This window comes from Bradyrhizobium sp. UFLA05-112, from assembly GCF_053572325.1.
In genome coordinates this window covers 1-17,701 of the sequence record NZ_JBANBK010000003.1, presented here as the reverse complement: position 1 = coordinate 17,701, position 17,701 = coordinate 1, and the positions used below count along the sequence as shown (strand labels likewise).

The following is a 17,701-nucleotide window of genomic DNA, read 5'->3' as shown; positions in this document are numbered from 1 at the left end:
GTCGTGTTCGCGTTTGTGAACACCTGCCCGAGAAAGCAAGCACTTAAAGCCCGATTCCTGACGAGGGATCGGCAACAGGAGAGAAGGCCGTGGCCCGTATTGCCGGCGTAAACATTCCCACCAACAAGCGCGTGCTGATCGCGCTGCAGTACATCCATGGCATCGGCCCCAAGATCGCCGGTGACATCATGGAGAAGGTGAAGATCCCCGAGGATCGTCGCGTCAATCAGCTCAGTGACCAGGAAGTGCTCCAGATCCGCGAAGTCATCGACCGCGACTATCTCGTCGAGGGCGATTTGCGTCGCGAGGTCGGCATCAACATCAAGCGTCTGATGGACCTCGGCTGCTATCGCGGCCTGCGCCATCGTCGCGGCCTGCCGGTGCGCGGTCAGCGCACCCACACCAATGCGCGCACGCGCAAGGGCCCGGCCAAGGCAATCGCCGGCAAGAAGAAGTAATTCGACGCGAATGGCGAATAGGAAGTGGCGAATGATTGCATTCGCTACTCGCCATTCGCCACTCGCATTTTCACAGGTGTAGCCGCTGGCATTACGGCGGCGTTTGAGATCTCCAGGAAAGGTACTCTATGGGCAAGGAAGCCACCCGCGTTCGCCGTCGTGAGCGCAAGAACATCGCCTCCGGCGTTGCGCACGTGAACTCGTCGTTCAACAACACGACGATCACCATTACCGATGCGCAGGGCAACACGATCGCTTGGTCGTCGGCGGGCACCATGGGTTTCAAGGGATCGCGTAAGTCGACCCCGTATGCAGCGCAGGTCGCTGCGGAGGACGTTTCCAAGAAGGCGCAGGAACACGGCATGCGCACGCTGGAAGTCGAGGTCGCCGGTCCCGGTTCGGGCCGCGAGTCGGCGCTGCGCGCGTTGCAGGCTGCGGGCTTCACCGTCACCTCGATCCGCGACGTGACCACGATCCCGCACAATGGTTGCCGCCCGCGCAAGCGTAGGCGTGTTTGATACGAGGTCGCGGGCGCCGTCGTCGTCCGCGATGACTTTGCTTTGCGAAGCCGCAAGCGTGACTTGCGGCCTTTCTCCAACGCCAGTGTCGGCAATGGCAGACTGACTGGCCTGTATGGGTGAAACAGTGACGATCCAGAAAAATTGGCAAGAACTGATTCGGCCGAACAAGCTCCAGGTATCCCCGGGTAGCGATCCGGCCCGCTTTGCGACCATCGTCGCCGAGCCGCTCGAGCGTGGCTTCGGCCAGACACTCGGCAACGCGCTGCGCCGCATCCTGTTGTCGTCGCTTCAGGGCGCCGCCGTGCAGTCGGTGCACATCGACGGCGTGCTGCACGAGTTCTCCTCGATCGCGGGCGTCCGTGAGGACGTTACCGACATCGTCCTCAACATCAAGGACATCTCGATCAAGATGCAGGGCGAAGGCCCCAAGCGCATGGTCGTGAAGAAGCAGGGCCCGGGCGTGGTTACCGCCGGCGACATCCAGACCGTCGGCGACGTCACCGTGCTCAACCCGGACCTGCAGATCTGCACCCTCGACGACGGTGCCGAGATTCGCATGGAGTTCACGGTCTCGACCGGCAAGGGCTACGTGCCCGCCGAGCGTAACCGTCCCGAGGACGCGCCGATCGGCCTGATTCCGGTCGACAGCCTCTACTCGCCGGTTCGCAAGGTCTCCTACAAGGTCGAGAACACCCGCGAGGGCCAGATCCTCGACTATGACAAGCTGACCATGACGATCGAGACCAACGGCGCGATCACGCCGGATGACTCGGTGGCCTACGCTGCGCGCATCCTCCAGGATCAGCTCAACGTGTTCGTCAACTTCGAAGAGCCGCGCAAGGAAGTCGCCCAGGAGATCATCCCGGACCTCGCCTTCAACCCGGCCTTCCTCAAGAAGGTGGACGAGCTCGAGCTGTCGGTGCGTTCGGCCAACTGCCTGAAGAACGACAACATCGTCTACATCGGCGACCTCGTGCAGAAGAGCGAGGCGGAAATGCTCCGCACCCCGAACTTCGGCCGCAAGTCGCTGAACGAGATCAAGGAAGTGCTGGCCCAGATGGGTCTGCACCTCGGCATGGAAGTGCCGGGCTGGCCGCCGGAGAACATCGACGAGCTCGCCAAGCGCTTCGAAGATCACTACTGATCTGACTTCACCGTGACGGCCGGCGTCCCCGGCCGTCATTTTTATGGGCGAACGCAGGAAGCCCACCTGAGCAACTGGTCCGACGAACCGTCGCGGCAGTTCTAAAATAAGGAATAGTTACATGCGTCACGGCAAGGTTCATCGGAAGCTCAACCGCACGGCCGAGCACCGCAAGGCGATGTTCGCCAACATGGCGGCTTCGCTCATCAAGCACGAGCAGATCGTCACCACGCTGCCCAAGGCGAAGGAGCTGCGTCCGATCGTCGAGAAGCTCGTCACCCTCGGCAAGAAGGGCGGCCTCTCGCTCCGTCGTCAGGCGATCGCGGAGCTGCGCGACGTCGACATGGTCAAGAAACTCTTCGACACGCTCGCGACCCGCTACAAGGACCGCCAGGGCGGCTACACCCGCATCATCAAGGCCGGCTTCCGTTACGGCGACAACGCCGCGATGGCCGTGATCGAGTTCGTCGACCGCGACGTCGATGCCAAGGGCCAGGACTCCGGTCCGTCCCAGGCGAAGGAAGCCGAAGCGGCGTAAGCCTGTCGGCAGTTTAGAGTTTGAGAAAGCGGCGCTCTCGGGCGCCGCTTTTGTTTTGCGGGTAGAGAATTGTAGGGTGGGCAAAGCGAAGCGTGCCCACCACTTTGCGTGCCGCAGCAGAAGTGGTGGGCACGGCGCGAGAGCGCCTTTGCCCACCCTACAAAGCTTTGCCCATCCTACGGGAATGCCTTCCTCACGCATGAGTGAGTGCCAATTGCGGAGCCGCCGATGGCGCCCGACATTTCCATCGTCAACATCATTGCGTAGGGCATGATCCAGAAAAGTGCGCAGCGGTTTTCCGAGAAGATCATGCTCAACAAGAGGGTGCCGCATGCCCGCCTATGTTATCTCCGAGGTCGAGGTCCACGATAAGAGCGCGATGGAGGCCTATCGCACGCTCGCCGCAAAGACGATCGCACAATATGACGGCCGCTACCTCGTACGCGGCGGCGCCGCAGAGGTCGTGGAGGGCGGTCCGCCGGCCAGGACCATCATCATCGTCGAGTTTCCATCGATAGTGCGTGCGCGCCAATGGTACGCCTCGGTCGAATATGCCGAGGCGCTGAAGTTGCGGAGGACTGCGCTGGAGCGACGGCTGATATTTGTCGACGGCGTACCGCCTGGGTGAGGTCTTTCTGGTGCAACGAAGGGTTGCTATGCTCGCCCGGTTAGCCCAACCGGGAGAAGAGAATGCTTCAGTCGCGATTCAAGGTTTTCTGTTTCTTCGTTGCACTGGTGATCTTGTGGCCGCTTTCGCCGTCACACGCCGACCAGCCGTTTCAGCGGCTGCTGCCGCTCCTGGTCGACCTTGCCGGATGGGAAGGCAAGAAGCCGGATGGTATGTCGATGCAGATGTCCGATACGAGCATGACCACGGCGACGCGCGAATACACGCGCGGCTCGGCGCATCTGCAGGCCGCGGTCATGGTCGGGCAGGCGGCCACTGGAGCGCTGGCGCCGATCCAGAGCGGAATGAACATCCAGACTCCGGACGGTCATGTCATGTCCGCAACCATGCGCGGAATGCAGGTGCTCAAGAACTACAACAACCCGCAGAAATCAGGCACGCTCATCGTGGCGCTCGGCAAGGACGCGCTGTTCAATCTTTCCTTTGACGGCCTTACCGAGGAGGAGGGACTGGCGCTCGCCGAGAAATTCGACTGGAAGGCGCTCCAGACGGCCGCTCAGGCGAAGTGAGAGCGTAGAACGTAGCAATTGTAGCAATCGTAGGGTGGGCAAAGCGAAGCGTGCCCACACTTCTATCACGCACGTGGAGAGATGGTGGGTGCGGCGCAAGAGCGCCTTTGCCCACCCTTCGCACCAACGATGTAACTACCATCCCTCCAGCACGATCTTGCCGCGCGACTTGCCGCTTTCGAGCAGCGCATGTGCGCGCTTGAGGTTCGTCGCGTTGATCGTGCCAAAGGTCTGATCGATCGTCGTGCGAAGCACGCCTTTGTCGATGAGGTCGGCGACGTCACCCAGCAGGTGATGCTGCGCGACCATGTCAGGCGTCTGGAACGAGGAGCGCGTGAACATCGATTCCCAGTGCACCGAAATTGCCTTGCCCTTGAACACGGCCATCGTGAATTCCGGGGGATCGTCGATCAGGCCGAACCTGCCTTGCGGCGCCATGAATTCGGCGATCGCCTTGTAGTGCTGGTCGGTGAAGGTGAGGCTTGCCACCACCGCGACCGGCGGCAGCTTGAGTTTCCCGATCTGCTCCTTCATCGGTTTGCCGTGATCGATCACAGCATGTGCGCCGAGATCGAGGCACCATTTCTGCGACTCCGGCCGCGTCGCGGTCGCGAGCACCGTGAGGCCGGTGAGGCGGCGCGCAAGCTGGATCAGGATCGAGCCGACGCCGCCTGCGCCGCCCGTGATCAGGAGCGTGCGCGGATCGACGCTCTTGCCAGGCACGGCGCCGAGGCGGTCGAACAGCAATTCCCACGCGGTGATGGAGGTGAGGGGAAGCGCGGCAGCCTGCGCGAATGAGAGCGATTTCGGCTTGAGGCCGACGATGCGCTCGTCGACCAGGTGGAATTCGGCATTGGTGCCCTGGCGCAGGATCGAGCCGGCGTAAAACACCTCGTCGCCCGGCTTGAACAGCGTGGCATCAGGCCCGACCGCATCGATCACGCCGGCCGCGTCGTAGCCCAAAATCTTGACCTCGCCTTCGGGCGGGGCAGCGCGCTTGCGCACCTTGAAGTCGACCGGATTGGCCGAGATCGCCTTTACCGCGACGCGGATGTCGCGCCCCTTCGGCTCCGGCTTTGCGGTTTCGAAATCGATCAGGGAATCCTGATCCTCGATCGGAAGCGATTTTTTGTAGCCGACGGCCTTCATGTCTCAAGTCTCCATCAGAAGGTGAGATCGCCAGGTTAAGTGTCCGGGTAGCTCCGATTTTGCAAGTACTGTAAAAATGGGGATATAGTCCCTGTTTGGATACTATTGGGAAAACACGCATGAAACGGCGCAATTTTGCCCGGCGGCCGGGGTGCTCGGTCGAGGCCACGCTCGACCTGATCGACGGCAAATGGAAGGGCGTGATCCTCTATCACCTCCAGGGCGGCACGCAGCGCTTCGGCGAATTGCGTCGCCTGATGCCCGGCATCACCCAGCGCATGCTGACCAAACAGCTTCGCGCGCTGGAGGAGGACAAGCTCGTCATCCGCAAGGTCTATGCGGAAGTGCCGCCGCGGGTGGAATACTGTCTCTCCGAGCTCGGCGAGAGCCTGCGGCCGGTGATCGATATCCTGAAAGCCTGGGGTGAAAGCCACCAGGAACGGCTGTCCTGCGCGCCGCCGCCGGTGGTCGTGAGGAAGGCGAAGCGCGCAGCGTAAGTGTCCGGGAGCGGACGTGCCGCTCCCGGAAGGGTCGTATCAGAACGCGACCTGGGTCCGCATCGCAATCGCGTCGAACTTCGAGCCCGCATTCGCCGCAGAGGTGGAGCTCACCTGCTTGGAGATGTCGCCATGCAGGTAGTCCAGCATGAAGCGGATGTTGCCGTTGACGTACCAGTTCAGCGCGGCAGTGTAGATGGTTTGCCGTCCACCCGCGATGCCGGCCGCAGTTGCGAGCTGATCGTTCAGGTTCATCGTGCTCACGCGTGCGGCGATTTCCCAGGCACCCCACCCGCCACCGGTGAGTGAGAACGGATTCGCCGGCTTGATGCCGCCGTAGGAGGCCGTCGCCGGATTGTAGGCACGCGTCTCGCCGGTGAGCACGTAGCCGACCTGCGCGTAGCCGCCGTCGAATTTCAGGCTCGGCGCGCTGAAGGGCGGCAGGCCAGTATTCGCTGTGCGGTCGACATTGAACCAGTAGTATTCGCCCTGCGCGATGAGCGGGCCATAGGTCCCCGCCACTTCGACGCCGTAGACCTGCGCCCCGGAAACGTTGGCGATCGCACCGGTCGATATCAGCGACGTTGGATCGATCCGCAGCTCAGGCCGGTCACTGAGCGTGAGCGTCTGCGCCTGCGTCACCAGATTGCGCGGCGGCTGGATCAGCCACTCCGCATCGGCGCCGATATGAAACGAGTAGCCATTGCCGCTGATGGGATTGCCGGCAATGCGGGCGACGGCGCCATATTGCTCGCTTGTCCCGGGCGGAGAGACGCTGGACGCAGAGTGGATCTGGCCCGTGGTTGGTCCGGTGACATAGGCGCCGACCCAGAGCTGGTCGTTCCACCAGCGGGTGCCGGCGGCCGAACGGAAGTCACCGGCTGCGATATTTTGTGCGATGACGCCGACCGAAGCACGCTCCATGAACAGGATGTCGTTGGAGCTGGTCGATTCGTCGAGCGTCCAGGGCAGGTCCATGATGCCGGCTTCGACCGCCATCTTGCCGCCGAACGGTTTCAGGCCGGTGTAGCTCAGATAGGCGTTTTCGACGCCGGACGTGCCGCCGCCGGGCAGCGAGCCCGGAGCTGTGCCGCCGAAGCCGTCGGACGAGCCGCCGAAGTCATAGATCAGCGCGTAGTTCCAGTCGCCGAAGAATTTGCCGACGACGCCGATCCGCGCGCGGCGGAGATTTTCGCCGCTGTCGAGCTTCTGCGGCACGGTCGCCGCGGTGTTGGGACGGTAGTCGTAGCCGCCGACGTCCCAGTGGACGCGGCTCGTGATCGCGACGCAGTTCTGTTCGTCCGCGGTGCAGATGGTCGGCCGGTTGTTCGGCATGGTCACGACGACACCGGATGGAGCCACCGGGCCCTTGACCGGAATGGCGGCTTGCGCGTTGGCAACCGCGGCCTTCGCTTCGGTTCTCGCTTCGGCCTTGGCCTTCGCCGTGGCCGCCGTGTTCGCCGCGGTCTGATTTTGCAGTTTATCGAGCTTCTGCTCGAGCAGCTTCAATTGCTGCTTCAACAATGCGATCTCCTGATCGCTGTTGCTCGCCGTCTGTGCGTGGCCTTGCGAAGCCGCGAGCGCGCCGGCGAGGCCGAGCGCCGCGGTTGTGAATCTTTTCCTATTCACGTCATCCACTCCCTTACTGATCAGCGTCCCGATCATCACGGAGAATCGTACGATCGGCAGATGACCGCCCCGCGACGAATATCACGCACGAGCCCGGTTCCCGCTGATGCAAATTCGCATCAACCGAATCGTGCTTAACTTCCACTCTGGAGGATGATGGGCGTCATGCCAATCCCGCGGGACCGGCAAAATCGCAGCCCCTCGTGCGGGACTTGCATGCCGGAGCGGGGAGAAAAGGGGGCGAATATTGGCGGGAGCCGCCCTTCTATTGGCGGTCGAACATGCCTATATTCCGGCGTCTTTTCCGAGAGGTAGGAATGTTTCGATTGATCCGCGCCACTGTTATTGCCGCAAGCTGCATGACCCTTCTGGGCAGTCTAGATCCCGCCCTCGCGCAGGACCGTCGGGTCCCGTCGTCTCCGGCGGAGCTCAAGCTGTCCTATGCGCCGATCGTGCAGCGGGTGCAGCCGGCGGTGGTCAACGTCTATGCCGCCAAGGTGGTGCAGAACCGCAATCCGCTGCTGGACGACCCGATTTTCCGCCGTTTCTTCGGCGTGCCGGGCCAGCAGCCCGAGCAGATGCAGCGCTCGCTCGGCTCCGGCGTCATCGTCGATCCCTCGGGTCTCGTGGTTACCAACGTCCATGTCATCGAGGGCGCCGACCAGGTCAAGGTGTCGCTCTCGGACAAGCGGGAGTTCGAGGCCGAGATTCTGCTGAAGGATTCCCGCACCGATCTGGCGGTGCTGCGCCTCAAGGACGCCAAGGAGAAATTCCCCACCCTCGACTTCACCAACTCGGATGAGTTGATGGTCGGCGACGTCGTGCTCGCGATCGGCAATCCCTTCGGCGTCGGCCAGACCGTGACCCACGGCATCATCTCGGCACTCGCGCGCACGCAGGTCGGCATCACCGACTATCAGTTCTTCATCCAGACCGATGCAGCGATCAATCCCGGCAATTCCGGCGGTGCGCTGGTCGACATGAACGGCAGGCTGGCCGGCATCAACACCGCGATCTATTCGCGCTCCGGCGGCTCGCAGGGCATCGGGTTTGCGATTCCTGCCAACATGGTGCGCGTCGTCGTTGCCTCCGCCAGGAGCGGCGGCAAGGCGGTGAAGCGGCCGTGGCTCGGCGCGCGGCTCCAGGGGGTGACGCCCGACATCGCGGAGAGCCTGGGCCTGCGCTCGCCGACGGGCGCGCTGGTCGCGAGCGTCGTGTCGAACGGGCCTGCGGCGAAAGCCGGCTTGAAAGCCTCCGATCTGATCGTCGCGATCGACGGGCAGACGGTCGACGATCTCAATGCCTTCGACTACCGCCTGGCCACCCGTCCGCTCGGCGGTACCGCGCAACTCGACGTGCAGCGCGCCGGCAAACCGATCAAGCTCACCGTGCAGCTCGAGACCGCGCCTGACACCGGTCGCAATGAGATCGTCATCACCGCGCGCTCGCCATTCCAGGGTGCGAAGATCTCGGCCATCACGCCGGCGGTCGCCGACGAATTGCATCTCGATGCCGACACCGAGGGCGTCGTGATCACCGAAATCGGCGACGACACCACGGCCGCAGGCGTCGGCTTCCAGAAGGGCGATATCATTCTTTCGGTCAACAACCAGAAGATCGGCCAGACCAGCGATCTGGAGAAGGCGGCGGGCGTGTCCGCGCGGCTCTGGCGTATCGCGCTGCTGCGCGGCGGCCAGCAGATCAACGTCACGCTCGGCGGATGAGCGCGAAGCGACCACAGGGGACGCCAACGCTCTTCGCCGCGGCTGGGCTCGATCACGATGCCCCGCATCCGCTGCCGGACCGCCTGCGCCCGCGCGCGCTGTCGGAGGTCGTGGGTCAGGACCACATCCTCGGCCCGGACGGCGCGCTGACACGCATGCTGGCGACGCGTACGCTCGGCTCGCTGGTGTTCTGGGGACCGCCGGGCACCGGCAAGACCACCGTGGCGCGGCTGCTCGCTGACGCCACCGACCTGCATTTCGAGCAGATCTCCGCGGTATTCTCCGGCGTCGCCGACCTGAAAAAGGCCTTTGACGCCGCGCGCGCCCGCCGCGAGATGGGCAAGGGCACGCTGCTGTTCGTCGACGAGGTGCATCGCTTCAACCGCGCGCAGCAGGATTCCTTTCTGCCGGTGATGGAGGACGGAACGGTGGTGATGGTCGGCGCCACCACCGAAAATCCGTCCTTCGAGCTCAACGCGGCGTTGCTCTCGCGCGCCCGCGTGCTGGTGTTCCATTCGCTCGACGCCGCAGCAATCGAAAAACTGTTCGCGCATGCGGAAGTCGTCGAGGGCAAGAAGCTGCCGCTGGATGCGGAGGCGCGCGCCGCGCTCGCACGCATGGCCGACGGCGACGGCCGTGCTGCGCTGACGCTGGTCGAGGAAGTCTGGCGTTCCGCGCGCGCCGGCGAGATATTCACGGCCGAGCAGTTGCAGGACATCTTGCAGCGCCGCGCGCCGATCTACGACAAGTCCGCCGACGGCCACTACAACCTGATCTCGGCCCTGCATAAGTCCGTGCGCGGCTCAGATCCGGACGCGGCGCTCTATTATCTTGCGCGCATGCTGGACGCCGGCGAGGATCCGCTGTTCCTGGCGCGGCGCGTGGTGCGCATGGCGGTCGAGGACATCGGCCTTGCCGATCCGCAGGCGCTCGTCATCGCGAATGCGGCGAAGGACGCCTTCGACTTCCTGGGTCATCCCGAAGGCGAGCTCGCGATCGCCCAGGCCGTCGTCTATCTCGCCACCGCGCCGAAATCGAACGCAGTCTACGCTGCCTTCGGCGCCGCGATGCAGACCGCAAAGCAGGCCGGCTCCCTGCTGCCGCCGAAGCACATCCTCAACGCGCCCACCGGTCTGATGAAGTCGGAGGGCTATGGCGCAGCCTACGAATACGACCACGACGCGCCCGACGCGTTTTCCGGCCAGGACTATTTCCCGGAGGCCCTTGGACGCCAGACCTTCTACGACCCGCCCGAGCGCGGGTTTGAGCGGGAGATCAGGAAGCGGCTGGATTACTGGGCGAAGCTGCGGAAGGAGCGGGGCGGCTCGCGTTGAAATCGGCCATTTCGTCGTGACGAGAAGCCGCTTTTAGGCTAGGCAGACAACCATGAGCCGCCGCATCAAGAGAACCAACCCAAAGCCCCGCTCGCGTGATGAACGCAAGGAAGCGCGTCCGTTCAAGGCGCGTAGCGCGCAGAAGGCAGGGCCGCGGCCGGGCGGCAAGCCGGGTTCGAAGCCGCCACGTTTCGCTAGCGAGCGCACCGAGCGGCGTGCGCCTGAGCCGGCGAGCGCAAAGCCCGTCGAGGCGCTGCTGCCGACCAAGGTGCAGACCGTCACCGTGACGGCCGACGAGAACAACATGCGCGTCGATCGGTTTCTGGAGGCGCGTTTCCCAGGGCTGTCGTTCTCCCACATCCAGCGCGTCGTGCGCAAAGGCGAACTGCGCGTCGACGGCAAGCGGGTCGACAGCAAGGACCGGCTGGAGGAGGGGCAGAGCGTCCGCATTCCGCCGTTGAAGCTGGATACGCCGAAGCTGCCCGGCGCGCTCTCCGAAGCCGCGCAAAAAACGCTTCAAGCGCTCAAGGAGATGACGCTCTACGAGGACGACGACGTCCTCGTGCTCAACAAGCCGGCGGGGCTTGCGGTGCAGGGGGGCTCCGGCACCACGCGGCACATCGACCAGATGTTGGAAGTGATGCGGGACGCCAAGGGGCAGAAGCCACGCCTGGTGCATCGCATCGACAAGGACACGTCAGGCTGCCTGTTGATCGCGAAGACGCGCTTTGCCGCGACCCATCTCACCGGTGCCTTCCGCTCGCGTTCGGCACGGAAGATCTATTGGGCGCTGGTGCCGGGTCTGCCGAAGCCGAAGCAGGGCCGCATCTCGACCTTCCTCGCGAAAGAGGAGAGCGAGGACGACACCATCATGCGCATCGCCCAACATGGCGACGAGGGCGCGAGCCACGCGGTGACCTACTATGCGGTGGTCGAGACCGCCGGCAACAAGCTCACCTGGGTGTCGCTGAAGCCGGTGACCGGGCGCACGCACCAGCTTCGCGCCCACATGGCCCATATCGGCCATCCCATCATCGGCGATCCCAAATACTTCAACATCGAGAACTGGGAATTGCCGGGCGGCCTGCAAAACCGGCTGCATCTGCTCGCGCGCCGTATCGTCATTCCGCATCCGCGCGGTGGGGTCATCGACGCCAGCGCTCCGCTGCCGCCGCACATGCAGCAGTCGTGGAACCTGCTTGGCCTCGACGCAACAAGATTTGATCCGATCGAGAACGCGCCGGAGGAGTAATCCGCTTGCGCGACCACGGGAGGAGCACGACATGTCCTCCATGAAGGCGACGCTCTCCATCCTGGTGGTTCTAGCTGCGCTCGCGGCGGGGCAGGGCAGTTTCGCGCAGACGCTGGTGCCGGGCACCTCGCCGCTATTGCTGCCACCACCGCCTCCTCCGCCGCCACCGCCAAAGATCGAGATACCGAAAGTCCCGCAGCTCGATGCGCGGCCGAGCAACAATTACAGACCGGCGCCACGATCCTCATTCAGCGACCGCATCAGCAAATGCCTCGATGACGCTGCCGGGGCGGGGCTTAGCCCAGCCGATCGCGGCACGTATTCACGCATGTGCGCGAACCAGTAGGTCATCCCGCCACATCCTCAGTTGTCATCGCTCGACCGGGCGATCCAGTACTCCGAGACGGCTGTGATTGAATCGATAAGCCGCGGCGTACTGGATGCCCCGCCTGCTGTTTAGACCGGACAGATCACTGCGCGGGGCATGACAGCGGCGAGTGTGACAGGGGCCCGCTAGTTCCTGAACTGCTCCAGAAACATCCGCAGGCTGTCATGCGGGCTCTCGACGTCGGTGATCAGCCAGCCTTCCGGCCCGTCGACCAGGATGAAGTTCAGCGTCACCCGACGGCCGTTATTGTCGAACAGCGCCGCGACATAGGTCTTGTCGTATTGCTTGCGAAGCACCGAGATCGCGACCGGGCCGAGTGTCCAGGTCTGGCTTTGCACCAGGAAATCGTAGGGCTCGCTCCGCTGGCTGCTCCAGACCTTGCGCAGGCTGGGGTCGAAGAACTGGCGCGCGGTCGGAGCATCTCGCGGCAGGCCTTTCGAGAACTCCGGTGCACCCCGGCCGTAATGGGCATAGACGTTGCGCACCAGCGATTCCGGCGAGCGGAAACCGGCCTCGGCGACAACCGACCAGAAGCCGGCGAACAGGGCCATAATGCCAGCGATTTCCTTCATGCCTGCCGCTCGCTTTATCGGCTGCCGGACATACTTTAGAAGCCTAGCATCCAGGGATTAGGGTCGAAAACCGAATGCGTGAATTGTTTGACGAGGTTGCGGGCCAGTCCCGGCTCGATCCGCAGGAGGCCGCGCGGGCTGCCTCCCGGGCGCCCCTGCGCAAGCGTTTCTATGCGCAGGCGGGCGTTGCGGAGGCCGAGGGCGGCTTCGCCATCACGCTCGACGGCAAGCCGATCAAGACGCCGTCCGGCCGCCAGGTTGTCATCCCCGCGAAGCTGCTCGCCGACGCGGTCGCCGCGGAATGGGCGGGCCAGGCGGAGACGATCGACCCCATGACCATGCCGCTGACGCGGCTCGCCAACAGCGTGGTCGAGGGCGTGGTCGGCCGCGTCGATCTCGTCAGCGATGACCTCGCAAAATACCTCCAGTCCGACCTGCTGTTCTATCGCGCCGGCCATCCCGAGGGCCTGGTGGCCCGCGAGGCCGTGCATTGGGACCCCGTGCTGTTCTGGGCGGCCGAGACGCTTGGCGCGCATTTCATCCTGTCCGAGGGCATCATGCATGTCACCCAGCCGGAGCAGGCGATCGCGGCCGCGCGGGCGGCCCTGCCCGGGGATCCCTGGTCGGTCGCAGCTTTGCACGTGATCACGACGCTGACGGGCTCGGCGCTGCTGGCCCTCGCCCTGGCGCATCGGGCGCGTGATGCCGACCAGGTCTGGGCCGCCGCCCATGTCGACGAGGACTGGAACGCCGATCAGTGGGGCGTGGATGAGGAGGCGGCCGGCCGCCGCGCCGCCCGGCTGAAGGATTTTGCCGCGGCGGTGGTGGTCCTCGAGGCCGTGAACGGGCTCCCGACGCAAGGTCCTTAACGGGAGGTTTACGACGGATGGCTAGGGTTGCTCGCGTTCCGCGGGTCCTGAAAACATGCCGACGCCGATAAGCTCGATTGTATCAGTCAGCGCCGCCACCTCCGTAGCCGATACGGCAACGCCGGAGCTCGTGCTCCAGGCGGGCTCGGTCGTCGACGCCAAGGTCGTCAGCGTGATGGCCGACAATCTCGTACGCATCGCGATCGCCAACCTCTCGATTGACGTTATGTCGGAGGTGGCGCTGTCGCCGGGGCAGAACCTCCAGCTCGCGGTGTCGCAGAGCGATGGCACCGTACGCCTTGCGATCGTCAACGGAACGGACGGGGCGGCGACCGATCAGGTCACGCTGACGCCAGGTGCGGTCGCGCTCACCGACGCGCCCACGCTCGCGCCGTCCGCGACCGCTGGGCGCAATCTCCTGACGCCGCTCGAGCAGATCGCCGTTTCGGTGGCCTCCAGTGAGGCGGTGACCAAGCAGGGCAGCCAGGCGCCGCTGTTTGCCAATCTCGCCTCGGTCGTCACCAACAGTGACCTGCCGGCCGGGCTGAAGCAGGCCGTGCTGGACGTGCTGGCGCAGCAGACACCACTCGGTCCGCAGCTCGACGGTGGCGACATCGAGTCCGCGTTCCAGAAATCCGGGATCTTCCTCGAGGCCTCGCTGGCGTCAGGGCTGATGCCTGCAAGCGGCACCGTTCCTGATCTGAAGGCGGCGCTTCTCGTGCTGCGCCAGACGCTCGCTGCAACGTCGGGCGCGGTTGAAACTTTGGCGCCGCAAGTGGCGGCACCGGCAAACGCGCTTCCCGCCGCGCCTGCGGCCGTGGCGCGGGCCGTGACCTCGCTCGAGCAGATTGCTGGCGAAACGTTCCAGGCGCCGCCGCTCTCACCTGAAGCTGGCCCAGGCCAGACGCTGCAGGCGCCGCACGGCGCCGATATCGCGGCCGCGCTCACCGAGGCCATGACCGAAGGCGCGCTGCCGCGCGCCGTGTCACCCGGCGTCGCGCTGAGCCTGCTCCAGGAAGCCGTGCAAGAGCTGCCGCATGCCATGGGCGCCGCGTTTGCGGCATCCAAAGCCGCGGCGCCGGACGCGCACAGCCTCGACACGATGCCGCGTGCGGCGACCGCGCCGCCGCCATTTCGCGGTGCGCTGCCATCGCCGCAGGCGATCCCAGCGGCCTCGCTGGCATCAGATGCTCCGCTGAGTCAGACCGTGCACCGGCTGCTCGACGACACCGACGCCGCGATCGCGCGGCAGACTTTGTTGCAGGTCGCATCACTTCCGGATCGCGTCGATGCCAGCGGCCAACGCGTCGATCCGTCCGTGCCGCAATGGGCGTTCGAAATTCCCTTCGCCACGCCCCAAGGCACCGCGATGGCACAGTTCGAGATTACGCGCGACGGTGGTGGCAGCGAGTCCGATCCGGCGAAAAAGGCCTGGCGCGCGCGCTTCTCGCTCAACGTCGAGCCGGCCGGCCCCGTGCATGCCCTGATCACGCTCAATGGCGACAAGACATTTGTGCGGATGTGGGCGGAACGTCCTGCCACCGCGCAGCAATTGCGCGACGGCGCCGGCGAGCTCAGCAAGGCGCTGGCCAAAGCCGATCTCAAGCCCGGCGACATCGTGATCCGCGACGGCACGCCGCCGCAGCCGCAACCGGCGCGCGCCGGGCACTTTCTGGATCGCGCGACATGAGCGAGGAGAGCAAGCTCGCCATCGCCCTGCATTACGAGAAGGGCAGCGGTGCGCCGCGGGTCGTCGCCAAGGGCAAGGGCACGATCGGCGCCAAGATCGTGGAACTGGCAAAGGCCCACGACATTCCGATCGAGGAGAACGAGGTGCTGGCGGGCGCGTTGTCCAAGGTCGAGCTCGGCGACGAAATCCCGCCGGACCTCTACAAGGCCGTGGCCGAGGTCTTGGTGTTCGTGCTGCGGCTGTCGGGCCGGGTGCGCTAAAGCCGCGCCAAAACGCTGTCATCGTTTCACCACGAAACCGGCTGCACTGTCGCTACCGACCATTGAACGGATACCGCCCTTGCTGACCCGTCGCTCTACTCTCGGCCTTCTCGCCGCCAGCGCCATCCTGCCATCGCGCGCGCTCGCCAATGTTGCGCCGCCGCTTAGCGAAGTTCGCGACAGCCTCGCGAAGCGTTTTACGGAAGCCGGCACGGCCGGCACCTTCGTCGGCTACAAGGTCGACGACTACATGATTATCCTGAGCGACAAGGAGCGCTCCGCCGAGCCGCGGCTGCCGGCCTCGACCTTCAAGATTCCCAACTCGCTGATCGGGCTGGAAACCGGCGTGGTGCAGGACGTGGACAAGGATGTCTTCCCCTGGGACGGCGTGAAGCGCGACATCGAGGCCTGGAACAGGGATCACACGCTGCGCAGCGCCATCGCGGTCAGCGCGGTGCCGGTCTATCAGGAGATCGCGCGCCGCATCGGCCAGGAGCGGATGCAAAAATACGTCGACCTCTTCGAATATGGCAATCGCGACATCGGCGGCGGCATCGACCAGTTCTGGCTGACCGGAAACCTGCGCATCGATCCCATGGACCAGATCGACTTCGTCGACCGGCTGCGGCGCCGCGCGCTGCCGATCTCCGGGCGCAGCCAGGATCTCGTCTGCGATATCCTGCCGGTGACGAAAGTCGGCACCTCCATCATCCGTGCCAAGTCCGGCCTCACGGGTAAGGAGCAGGGCTCGCTCGGCTGGATGGTCGGCTGGGCCGAGAAGGGCGACGCGCGCACCGTGTTCGCGCTCAACATGGATTGCCGCGAGCCGCGTCACATCGCCGATCGCATGACGCTGACGCAAGCCTGCCTTGCCGATATCGGCGCAATTTAACGTAGCAGCTCTGGAGTCTGTCGCGCAGCTCGACTAGCATTGCTCGGCTACTAATCGGCCGTTCGGCGCGAGCGCCGCATACGAGACCTTGTATGATGCTGCATCGCCGCTCGGTTCTCCTCGGAGGCTCCGCACTTCTACTTGGCGGCGCGCGGCTGCATGCTCAGTCCCTGCCTGAGCAGGAGCTCGCGGCCTTGCTCGAGGACCACATCGAGACCGGCCACGAGACCATGGGGCTCGTGGCGGGTCGCATCGACGGCGGTCGCCGCATCGTCGCGACCCATGGGCGTTCGGGAGCCGCCAATAATCGCGCGCTCGACGCCGACACCGTCTTCGAGATCGGCTCGATCACAAAGGTCTTCACCGCCTTGCTGCTGGCCGAGATGGTCGGACGAGGCGAGGTGGCGCTGGATGATCCCGCGGCCAAGTTCCTGCCCGAGCGGGTCAGGATGCCGGAATATCAGGGCGTCCCGATCACCTTGCTGGATCTAGCGACCTACACTTCCGGCCTGCCGAACATGCCCAACAATTTTGCGCCGAAGGACCCCACCAATCCGTATGCCGACTACACCGCCGATCGGCTCTACGATTTCCTGTCGAGCTACAGGCTCGCCTACACGCCGGGCAAGCACTACGAATACGCCAATCTCGGCTTCGGCCTGCTCGGGCACGTATTGGCACTGCGCGCGGGCAAAAGTTACGAGGAGCTCGTCACTTCGCGCATCTGCGCGCCGCTCGGCATGGACGACACGCGGATCACGCTTTCCGCCGCGCTGCGCGAGCGCCTGGCGCCAGGCCACAATACAGCGTTGGCACCCGTGGCGAATTGGGACCTCGATGCGCTCGCAGGCGCCGGCGCGCTGCGCCTCGACCTTGAACGACCTCTTCAAGTTCGTCGAGGCCTATCAGGGCACGCGCGACACGCCGCTCGATGCCGCCATGAGGATGACGCTGTCGCTGCGGCGTCCGCGAGAGCCGCAGCGTGACGTTGCCATGGGCTGGTTCACCAGCTTGCGCTTCGACGACGAGGTGATCTGGAAGGACGGCGGCACCGGCGGCTATGCGACCTTCATCGGCTATTCGACCAGTACCGGGAAGGCATCCATCCTGCTGTCGAATGCGAACGATTATGGCGCCAACACCTCGCTCGCACTGAACATGATCAACCCGGTCTATCCGCCACCGAAGATCCGGCACGAGGTCCCCGTCGATCCGGCGCTGCTCACAGCCTATATGGGCCGCTACCAGATCGCAGCGACCTTCGTGCTGACGGTGCGCGCCGACGGCAGCCATCTGTTCGTGCAGGCGACCGGGCAGGCCGAATATGAGGTATTTGCCGAGAGCGAGACGGATTTCTTCTACCGCGTCGTCGACGCTCAGCTCACTTTCGCAAGGCCCGAGGACGGCGCAGCGCCGATGCTGACGCTGCACCAGAACGGCAAGGACATGCGCGGGCGGCGGGTGCCCTAAAGCGTGATGGCATTAAGTTCGATAGCCTGAATTTTTGAGGTAGTTGGCGCATTCCTCGGGGGTGAAGGCATCGAGTGCGTGACCGATTGCGGCGCAGACCGCATCGACGGTTCGCGC

General features: G+C 64.6%; 20 protein-coding genes. 17 read left to right on the top strand and 3 right to left on the bottom strand.

Translation table 11 applies throughout. The annotated features are described in order from the left end of the window. Positions 1 to 89 precede the first annotated feature (89 nt). The 6 genes from rpsM to SO180_RS02490 all read left to right on the top strand — a co-directional run bounded on the left by rpsM (position 90) and on the right by SO180_RS02490 (position 3,858). A complete protein-coding gene (gene rpsM, locus SO180_RS02515) occupies positions 90 to 458 on the top strand; it encodes a 30S ribosomal protein S13 (protein WP_283036034.1) in 369 nt (122 codons plus the stop codon). 128 nt (positions 459 to 586) lie between these two features. After that, a complete protein-coding gene (rpsK, locus tag SO180_RS02510) occupies positions 587 to 976 on the top strand; it encodes a 30S ribosomal protein S11 (RefSeq protein ID WP_007603045.1) in 390 nt (129 codons plus the stop codon). A gap of 115 nt (positions 977 to 1,091) precedes the next feature. Further along, on the top strand, positions 1,092 to 2,123 hold the full coding sequence (locus tag SO180_RS02505; protein ID WP_449377264.1) for a DNA-directed RNA polymerase subunit alpha: 1,032 nt from the start codon (positions 1,092 to 1,094) through the stop codon (positions 2,121 to 2,123). A gap of 121 nt (positions 2,124 to 2,244) precedes the next feature. Further along, positions 2,245 to 2,661: a 50S ribosomal protein L17 gene (rplQ, locus tag SO180_RS02500; protein WP_027520940.1), complete on the top strand. Its 417-nt coding sequence runs from the start codon at positions 2,245 to 2,247 to the stop codon at positions 2,659 to 2,661. A 331-nt stretch (positions 2,662 to 2,992) separates the two neighbouring features. Next, complete coding sequence (locus SO180_RS02495; protein ID WP_449377263.1) at positions 2,993 to 3,289, top strand: DUF1330 domain-containing protein; 297 nt, start codon at positions 2,993 to 2,995, stop codon at positions 3,287 to 3,289. A gap of 62 nt (positions 3,290 to 3,351) precedes the next feature. Next, positions 3,352 to 3,858: a hypothetical protein gene (locus tag SO180_RS02490; RefSeq protein ID WP_449377262.1), complete on the top strand. Its 507-nt coding sequence runs from the start codon at positions 3,352 to 3,354 to the stop codon at positions 3,856 to 3,858. A gap of 135 nt (positions 3,859 to 3,993) precedes the next feature. Here the strand turns inward: SO180_RS02490 and SO180_RS02485 are convergent, their stop codons facing one another. Then, a complete protein-coding gene (locus SO180_RS02485) occupies positions 3,994 to 5,007 on the bottom strand; it encodes a zinc-binding alcohol dehydrogenase family protein (protein ID WP_449377261.1) in 1,014 nt (337 codons plus the stop codon). A 119-nt stretch (positions 5,008 to 5,126) separates the two neighbouring features. On the opposite strand from SO180_RS02485, the gene SO180_RS02480 reads away from it, so the two are divergent. Then, complete coding sequence (locus SO180_RS02480; protein ID WP_449377260.1) at positions 5,127 to 5,504, top strand: winged helix-turn-helix transcriptional regulator; 378 nt, start codon at positions 5,127 to 5,129, stop codon at positions 5,502 to 5,504. Positions 5,505 to 5,543: 39 nt separating this feature from the next. Here SO180_RS02480 and SO180_RS02475 read toward each other — a convergent pair whose 3' ends face one another. Continuing rightward, entirely contained in the window at positions 5,544 to 7,133 is a 1,590-nt protein-coding gene (locus SO180_RS02475; protein ID WP_449377259.1) for an OprO/OprP family phosphate-selective porin, read from the bottom strand. Positions 7,134 to 7,450: 317 nt separating this feature from the next. On the opposite strand from SO180_RS02475, the gene SO180_RS02470 reads away from it, so the two are divergent. The 4 genes from SO180_RS02470 to SO180_RS02455 are packed head-to-tail and all read left to right on the top strand — an operon-like array spanning position 7,451 to position 11,789. Then, positions 7,451 to 8,857, top strand: coding sequence for a DegQ family serine endoprotease (locus SO180_RS02470; protein WP_449377258.1), 1,407 nt, complete (start codon positions 7,451 to 7,453; stop codon positions 8,855 to 8,857). Further along, a complete protein-coding gene (locus tag SO180_RS02465) occupies positions 8,854 to 10,191 on the top strand; it encodes a replication-associated recombination protein A (RefSeq protein WP_449377257.1) in 1,338 nt (445 codons plus the stop codon). Before SO180_RS02470 ends, SO180_RS02465 begins: the two co-directional genes overlap by 4 nt. A 52-nt stretch (positions 10,192 to 10,243) precedes the next feature. Then, complete coding sequence (locus SO180_RS02460) at positions 10,244 to 11,443, top strand: RluA family pseudouridine synthase (RefSeq protein ID WP_449377256.1); 1,200 nt, start codon at positions 10,244 to 10,246, stop codon at positions 11,441 to 11,443. Between the two features lie 31 nt (positions 11,444 to 11,474). Beyond that, positions 11,475 to 11,789 carry a hypothetical protein gene (locus tag SO180_RS02455; protein ID WP_449377255.1) on the top strand — a complete coding sequence of 105 codons (315 nt, stop codon included), beginning with the start codon at positions 11,475 to 11,477 and terminating at the stop codon, positions 11,787 to 11,789. Positions 11,790 to 11,956: 167 nt separating this feature from the next. On the opposite strand, the gene SO180_RS02450 is transcribed toward SO180_RS02455, so the two are convergent. Next, a complete protein-coding gene (locus SO180_RS02450; protein ID WP_449377254.1) occupies positions 11,957 to 12,403 on the bottom strand; it encodes a hypothetical protein in 447 nt (148 codons plus the stop codon). Positions 12,404 to 12,477: 74 nt separating this feature from the next. Between SO180_RS02450 and SO180_RS02445 the strand changes: the two genes are divergently transcribed. The 6 genes from SO180_RS02445 (at position 12,478) to SO180_RS02420 (ending at position 17,584) form a co-directional block, all read left to right on the top strand. After that, positions 12,478 to 13,272 carry an ATP12 family chaperone protein gene (locus SO180_RS02445; protein ID WP_449377253.1) on the top strand — a complete coding sequence of 265 codons (795 nt, stop codon included), beginning with the start codon at positions 12,478 to 12,480 and terminating at the stop codon, positions 13,270 to 13,272. 55 nt (positions 13,273 to 13,327) lie between these two features. Then, on the top strand, positions 13,328 to 14,962 hold the full coding sequence (gene fliK, locus SO180_RS02440) for a flagellar hook-length control protein FliK (RefSeq protein WP_449377252.1): 1,635 nt from the start codon (positions 13,328 to 13,330) through the stop codon (positions 14,960 to 14,962). Continuing rightward, a complete protein-coding gene (locus SO180_RS02435; protein WP_254113110.1) occupies positions 14,959 to 15,222 on the top strand; it encodes an EscU/YscU/HrcU family type III secretion system export apparatus switch protein in 264 nt (87 codons plus the stop codon). Before fliK ends, SO180_RS02435 begins: the two co-directional genes overlap by 4 nt. Before the next feature lie 79 nt (positions 15,223 to 15,301). Next, entirely contained in the window at positions 15,302 to 16,114 is an 813-nt protein-coding gene (blaOXA, locus tag SO180_RS02430) for a class D beta-lactamase (RefSeq protein ID WP_449377251.1), read from the top strand. A gap of 92 nt (positions 16,115 to 16,206) precedes the next feature. After that, positions 16,207 to 17,100: a serine hydrolase domain-containing protein gene (locus SO180_RS02425; RefSeq protein ID WP_449377250.1), complete on the top strand. Its 894-nt coding sequence runs from the start codon at positions 16,207 to 16,209 to the stop codon at positions 17,098 to 17,100. Next, positions 17,054 to 17,584, top strand: coding sequence for a DUF3471 domain-containing protein (locus SO180_RS02420; protein ID WP_449377249.1), 531 nt, complete (start codon positions 17,054 to 17,056; stop codon positions 17,582 to 17,584). Before SO180_RS02425 ends, SO180_RS02420 begins: the two co-directional genes overlap by 47 nt. Positions 17,585 to 17,701: the final 117 nt, after the last annotated feature.